7 protein-coding genes are annotated in these 6,000 nt (G+C 42.9%); 4 read left to right on the top strand and 3 right to left on the bottom strand.

Annotated features, from left to right (window positions below; translation table 11 throughout):
- Positions 1-77: 77 nt before the first annotated feature.
- Positions 78-317 carry a hypothetical protein gene (locus tag QUA38_RS12460; protein ID WP_333094537.1) on the bottom strand — a complete coding sequence of 80 codons (240 nt, stop codon included), beginning with the start codon at positions 315-317 and terminating at the stop codon, positions 78-80.
- Between the two features lie 180 nt (positions 318-497).
- On the opposite strand from QUA38_RS12460, the gene QUA38_RS12455 reads away from it, so the two are divergent.
- Positions 498-788 carry a hypothetical protein gene (locus QUA38_RS12455; RefSeq protein WP_333094538.1) on the top strand — a complete coding sequence of 97 codons (291 nt, stop codon included), beginning with the start codon at positions 498-500 and terminating at the stop codon, positions 786-788.
- 245 nt (positions 789-1,033) lie between these two features.
- Positions 1,034-1,987, top strand: a complete 954-nt coding sequence (locus QUA38_RS12450) for a hypothetical protein (RefSeq protein WP_333094539.1) — start codon at positions 1,034-1,036, stop codon at positions 1,985-1,987.
- Between the two features lie 282 nt (positions 1,988-2,269).
- On the opposite strand, the gene QUA38_RS12445 is transcribed toward QUA38_RS12450, so the two are convergent.
- Positions 2,270-2,539 (bottom strand): hypothetical protein, encoded by a 270-nt coding sequence (locus QUA38_RS12445; RefSeq protein ID WP_333094540.1) that lies wholly within the window; start codon positions 2,537-2,539, stop codon positions 2,270-2,272.
- On the opposite strand from QUA38_RS12445, the gene QUA38_RS12440 reads away from it, so the two are divergent.
- Together QUA38_RS12440 and QUA38_RS12435 are read left to right on the top strand one after the other, a co-directional pair.
- Complete coding sequence (locus QUA38_RS12440) at positions 2,520-2,951, top strand: CHAT domain-containing protein (RefSeq protein ID WP_333094541.1); 432 nt, start codon at positions 2,520-2,522, stop codon at positions 2,949-2,951. The genes QUA38_RS12445 and QUA38_RS12440 overlap by 20 nt on opposite strands.
- A 164-nt stretch (positions 2,952-3,115) precedes the next feature.
- Positions 3,116-4,123, top strand: coding sequence for a tellurite resistance TerB family protein (locus QUA38_RS12435; RefSeq protein WP_333162152.1), 1,008 nt, complete (start codon positions 3,116-3,118; stop codon positions 4,121-4,123).
- Positions 4,124-4,462: 339 nt separating this feature from the next.
- Here QUA38_RS12435 and QUA38_RS12430 read toward each other — a convergent pair whose 3' ends face one another.
- Entirely contained in the window at positions 4,463-5,029 is a 567-nt protein-coding gene (locus QUA38_RS12430; RefSeq protein ID WP_333042288.1) for an RNA-binding protein, read from the bottom strand.
- Positions 5,030-6,000 lie beyond the last annotated feature (971 nt).

Genomic DNA, 6,000 nt, shown 5'->3' with positions numbered 1-6,000 from the left:
AATTCTAGTTAGTTTTTGCATGGAATTTCCCCTACAAATTTATTTTTTACCCAATTATAGTCAGCCATGATATAGATTTAGTTCCTGGTGTCAAGTAACTTGTAACAAGACGTTACATTTGCGATTAATTCAGTACAGGACTTACGCACTCCGACGAAAGAAACCGGGTTTTTTACCTTGGGTGTGGACTGCAACGTTCTAGCAGTATTTGTTAATGCTGCATCAGGAGTTTTATAGTTTTCTAAATGAACGCGGTTTAGGGAAACAACTACTTGTACGTGGTGGTACTTTGCGGGCGTTAATTGATATTCAGTCATCGGTTTTTCTTTTTTATCGTCACAAGAGTAATAGGTTTTTCCGTTACATCTTATTATGGGTTAGAGTTGCTTTTGGGAAAATAAAACAAATTTACTGAATTAACCGCAATGTTCACCCTGCTTGTCCGTGGGCTATCATAGAAGGAGTCACAGAAAAGCGTAGCGATCGGGAGTCAATATATGCAGGTAATTCTTTTAAGCCGGGAAGAAGTTGCACGACGTGCAAAGCAATTGTACGAAAGCAACATCCCCCAAAAGGTCGAGGTGGAAGAGAACATCGGCAAGATGGTCATCATCGACATTGAAACAGGTGATTATGAAGTCGATAAAACTGGATTGCAAGCATCTCGTAACCTTAGCAAGAAGCACCCAAACGCTCGACTTTTTATTCGCATTGGATCTAACGTTGCTGTCTCATTTGGTGGTGTCATGAGCGTGTCTGCAAGTGATTTCTGGGATTGTGACAAATAGACACGCAACTGTAACGCTGACTTTCATGCTACGATCGATAAGTTGTAGCTGTCGTCAAGGTTGCAAATGCGATCGCTCTTTCCTATAGCTCGACAATTTACCATTTACAAGTCTCTACAACATCAGGTCACTTTTTCTCACCGACAGGGCGATCGGGGTGGTTTATTGGTTGAGTTAAGGTAGAGTAGAAGGCCTTCAGATTGTTCAAAGTTAAACCGCTAGCGCAAAGTGTGGTGTGGTATTGTATGAATAGAAATTATCATCGAAAGATTAATCAAGATGAGCGATTGAGTATCAATTCGGGTCTTTCCTCTTCTTTGAGAAAAAAATACTCGATTACTATCATTATCTTAATCATATTAAGCGTACTCAGTATTTCTCTTAAATCGGATAAAGTTAACAGCAACATTTGGAGTTTTTCAGTTGAATTAAAGGTTACATCGGTAACTTTACTTCTTCTCTTTCTTTTTTGGATTCCTATTTTACTTCCTTGGTTTCTTTCTCAAATTCCGCAAGTGCAAGGTTCTTTAAATTGGTTACGCGAACAAGGCATTGAGGAAATTGAGACTAATCTACTGAGAATAAAACTAAAATATGGTGTTCAAGAAGCATCAGAAAAATACGAAGAAAAAATATCCGATATTGGGGCTATAAATCTAACATCTCAGGAAACGCTGCAGCAGCTTGAGGGACGCTATCGAGAGGCCATAGCTTTAGTCGATCCTGCGAACGATATAGATTCAACGGAAGCATTGAAGCGGATAGATCAATTGGCTGGCTATTACGATAGGGTTAGAGATGAAATGCCCTCTGGACGTAACCGCACAAAATTAATGCACGAAATTTCCTCAACAATGTGGACTTTAATTCCTAAAGTTATAAATTTTCCTGTTCATGAAAGACTAAATAGCCAGAAGGGGGGAGAGCGTTTGTCTGCTTACAAGCACGTTGAGTGGAACACATCAACTGATTATATAAATTTGTTAGTTTCTAGAGCAGTTGGTATTATGGAGATGCCCTACACTCAATACGCTGCTTTATTGGCGCTAAGAAGAGTGGTAACAAAGAATCAATTTGCTCCCAGTAAATCAGCAGAAATTATCAATATTTTGAACTGGTCAGCAAATCTTGATTATATGCAGCCAGAGCGCCGAAAATTAATGATTGAAATTGCTTCCCTACTAAAAACAAAGGCATAAACCCTGCTAGTTCCGCCGCATAACAACTCGCTTGCACCCGGCCTAATCAACGTCATCGGGTTAGGCACGAAAGGTTATTGGCAGCCTCTGAACAGCAACGTTAGAACGAGCGACGCACTATACCATGGATCGCGACAATAGCTAACCCGGATTTGGTATTACAAACCGCAACAACTGCAAAAACCCGGTTTCTTCAAGAAACCGGGTTTTTAATGTATTCGATCGCCCTCAACCAAACCTACAATTACTTCACGCTAGAAATGCCAGTTAGATCGCTATTTGCTAGTGGTTTCTGGGACTTGCAGTAGGAGTAATTAAGAGGCCGCTGTCCTTAGTAAAAGTATTAGCAGTAGGAGCGATCGCGCCACTCAAACTCGCGGCTTGCAAAGGCAGAATTGGCTGAGTTTGAGCTCTGGTTAAAGATGTTAACAAGCTGTTAGAGTCGTAGATGAGAATGTCATCATCGATGCCGCTAAAGCTGTTCATCGTTGGAATTGAACCGCCATTTAGCAAGATATCGTCGGGGATAGTATTGGCAGAATTTACTGTCAAACTACCTGGATTAGTCGCTGCTGTTGACGGTTGTAAGCTGAGATTGGCGGGCGCGGGAGTCGTGTTATTTGGCTCACTAACAGCAAAAACCGCAAAAAACCTGGTTTTTTTTGGTTTGGATGCGTCCAGGACGATAGGATTTAAGGGCGATCGACCTTACAGCCTTAATGATGTCGCCACTTTAGCGCTGATGACCGAATGTTACCGCCATTTGCGATCGCAGCCAATTAAAGCTGAAGCGCTCAGAAAAGCTCAACTGGCAATGATCCACAAACAAATTTTAGTTAAAAACGGTCAATTGCGGGGAACTCCAGGCGCGATCGACCTTACTCAAGCTACACAAGTAGCAAATGCAGAGTTCTCTCACCCAAAGTTTTGGGCCGGATTCACAATAATTGGCAGTCCTTGGTAAATTAATTGGAGATTGGATATTCACCAGTGGTCAGGTGTAAGGCTAGACGCACCCCACATTGACTGGTGGGATTTTGCAAAAACTAAATGTATCCCTGACGACTATCTTTTTATGTCATAAATTTGCTATGAATAGCAAAACTAAACACTAGCGGGGCAAAACCTGTGGCCAAGTTTGATAAAATATTCAATTCAGAAGACCAATCCGAAGCAAGCTTGACTTTAGAAGAATCCGTATCAGCCATAGCACTTGTCGCAGCAGAGGCAAATTCCCCTGACACGGATGCTGATATCTTAGAAAGCATACTTTGGGAATCAGAAATATTTGCTGAATACTCGGAAGATGATATGTCAGCAATGTTTCAAAAACTCGACGGTATTGTTGCCCAAGACGGTTTAGGAGCATTATTTAATACTGCTTGGGAATCCATGCCAGATGAGTTAGTGTTGGATACTTTTGCAATAACCGCAGCAATGTTTGTCGCAGATGGCGAAATATCTCCGAAGCACCAGGCTTTTCTTCAGGAATTCCAGCAAGCATTAGGTGTGGAAGACGAGGAAGCAGCAGAAATTATTGAGGATGTAACTGCTGCTTACTCGGAAGTAGAGGGCGAAGAGTCTGATTTCCATGCGGCATGGTACGTATCTCCTGAAGGCAATTTTAGCGTTCCCATTCCAGTTGACGAGGAACGAGGCGGTAAAATTGATGAGCAAGAAAGCTGTGTCGCATTTTCTGACGACTTTGGCGTTTTGCTGAAAATTGATTATTTCCCTGTTGCTGGTGAAGTTGAAGAAACAATCGAGTCGGTTGGCGAGGAAGCTTATCTCAAGTCTTTTCTCGACAATTTTGTTTCTCAGGCAATTCTTGGTAATGTTGCCAATTCTAAGTTACTCCACGCAGAATATTTAGAAGATGAAGAAGCTTATTTCGTGGTTTTAGATTTGCCTGCGGGTGCAACTATCAGCGTGCAAGAAAACGATGGTCCTCTGACTCGGTTGGATGCTTACCGGGGACTTATGGCTTTTATTGCTGACGATTTTTGTTACACCGTAAGCTGTCAGCGAATTTATCACGAGGGGGATGAATTGGGTTCCCTGGAGTCTGAAGTTGAGGGAATTATGAACAAGATTTTTGAGTTTATTGAGACAATTGAATTCGGGCCGATCGAATAAGTAGGAATTATTTAGGGGGGCAAAAAACAGGGTTTCTTTCTAAATGTCTCGCTGCTTAACCCTATATTTTCAGAGAAACCGAGTTTTTTGCCAACCATTCTCAGGATATGACATCGTGTCCGGTCGAGCGACCAAAATCAAACTGGTTGGTAGTCAGGACTTGAGTTTTCATTACTTGCCCGATCGCGGTTATTGTACCGCACTGCTAGATATTAGAGGTTTTTTACCATAAAAGAGTGCGATCGAGAACAGGGTTTTTTGACCCATTCTCGATCGCACTTCCAGATACATTCAGTCAACCACAGTCGAGAGGCAGCAGCAATTAGCCGCCATTTTCGACTAATTAGTAGTCTGAGCTTCCACCAATCTTTGCTTGAGTTCTTCCAGAGCACTCGCCCAGCGCGGATCTGGCTGCACCGAGCCCGAATCAGCGCTCGACACCGTTGTTGCTGACTGATTGCGGCGAGACTTGTTGTTGTCACCCCGACGGCGATTGCTTTTGCTGGAACCGCCTCCACCTTGGGTAGGAGGAGCCGACGAGCGCTGCTGTTGCTGCGGCGCAGGTACAGGCATTGGCACAGACGCCGATGCCGACACCAACTGCGGTGACTGTGGCGACTGCTGTTGATCGTCTTCGCCCTTCTCAGATTTACCCTTAGAGCGGGGCAATGCCTTCTCTATTTTCAGCGGGTTTTCTTTGAACATCAAGCCGTTGTATTTCTCAATAACTTGGTCGGCTTGTTCGTCGGTTAGCACCGTCACAAAACCAAATCCTCTGCATTTTCCAGTTTTGCGGTCTGTAATTACCTTGGTGGTAACAGATTCGCCCTCCGGTGCAAAAACTTCTTGCAATTCTTGGCGATCAAGTTCCTTCGGTAGATTGCCAACATAAAGACGAATAGACATGAAAAATTCCTCCCGACTTGGATTTTAATTAATTTGCTCGAACCGAATTACCTGAAGTCAACTGAATATTGACTTCAGACAAACACCACATAACCCGATAATTGGCGCATTCCTCCCACCAACCTTGACAGCTCCCCCCACCTTTTAGAACAAAAAGATGATTGACTCTGATAAGGCCGGAACTTAACCGCCTATGCAGAGAGCTTTTAAATCTCAGGTTGTTGTGTAAACTTTTAGTCATCACTCAAATGTTGAGGCTATTGGCTATTCTCTATTACTTGCTTCCGGTTTTGATTCAGAATGTTTATAGCCAGCGCCGTGTAGAAATTTATGTCCAAGGATGTGTCAATTGCAAGCGATCGGAATGCCAGTATTCAGTTTAATACAGTGATGGGTAAAATCGCTAACATTTTTTTAGCCAGTAATCTTACCTCGCTCCTAATGCTGAGAACTACTCACTTACCCGCTATCCCTTAAATCAGGCCCGGCAGAGTCCGAGCATTCTTTAAAGGTATCACAGCCTTGGTAACAGAGCTAGTTATTTAGGAAGATTTCAGTCTGAATTTAACGGAAACCACATCTGAATCACTTTTGAGAATTCATCGCGCACAGCAAAAATAGCGCTCGAAAAAAAACAGCCGACAAGCGGCTGGCTGTACTTGCTGTGTTGGGATGTTGACAATTTTTACGCAATGCCTTAAGGGATTTTAGCCAACTGAAGTTATCGCGCTGTTTGGTTCAATCCAATTCATGTAAATTAATGTAACAGACGGCTGGCAAAAAAGCAACTTTTCTTTACGAAAAAAGAGGCAAGAAGGAAGAAGAGTGTAGGCATTAGTGTCAACTTAAGGCTAAAACCCTTGATAAATCTCGTTTTTACCGGAGTCTAGATCCCCCTAAATCCCCCTTAAGAAGGGGGACTTTGAGGATATTTCTTGTCCCCCCCTTATTAAGGGGGGCTAGGGGGGATC

Origin of the sequence: Microcoleus sp. Pol12B4 (assembly GCF_036701385.1) — a bacterium.
Taxonomy (GTDB): Bacteria; Cyanobacteriota; Cyanobacteriia; order Cyanobacteriales; family Microcoleaceae; genus Microcoleus.
Note: the sequence above shows the minus strand (reverse complement) of the source record. Positions and strands in the feature narration are given on the sequence as shown.

What these genes read in the sequence shown, in the direction of transcription:
- QUA38_RS12460 (WP_333094537.1), bottom strand. Translation starts at nt 317, where the DNA reads ATGACTGAATATCAATTAACGCCCGCAAAGTACCACCACGTACAAGTA.
- QUA38_RS12455 (WP_333094538.1), top strand. Translation starts at nt 498, where the DNA reads ATGCAGGTAATTCTTTTAAGCCGGGAAGAAGTTGCACGACGTGCAAAG.
- QUA38_RS12450 (WP_333094539.1), top strand. Translation starts at nt 1,034, where the DNA reads ATGAATAGAAATTATCATCGAAAGATTAATCAAGATGAGCGATTGAGT.
- QUA38_RS12430 (WP_333042288.1), bottom strand. Translation starts at nt 5,029, where the DNA reads ATGTCTATTCGTCTTTATGTTGGCAATCTACCGAAGGAACTTGATCGC.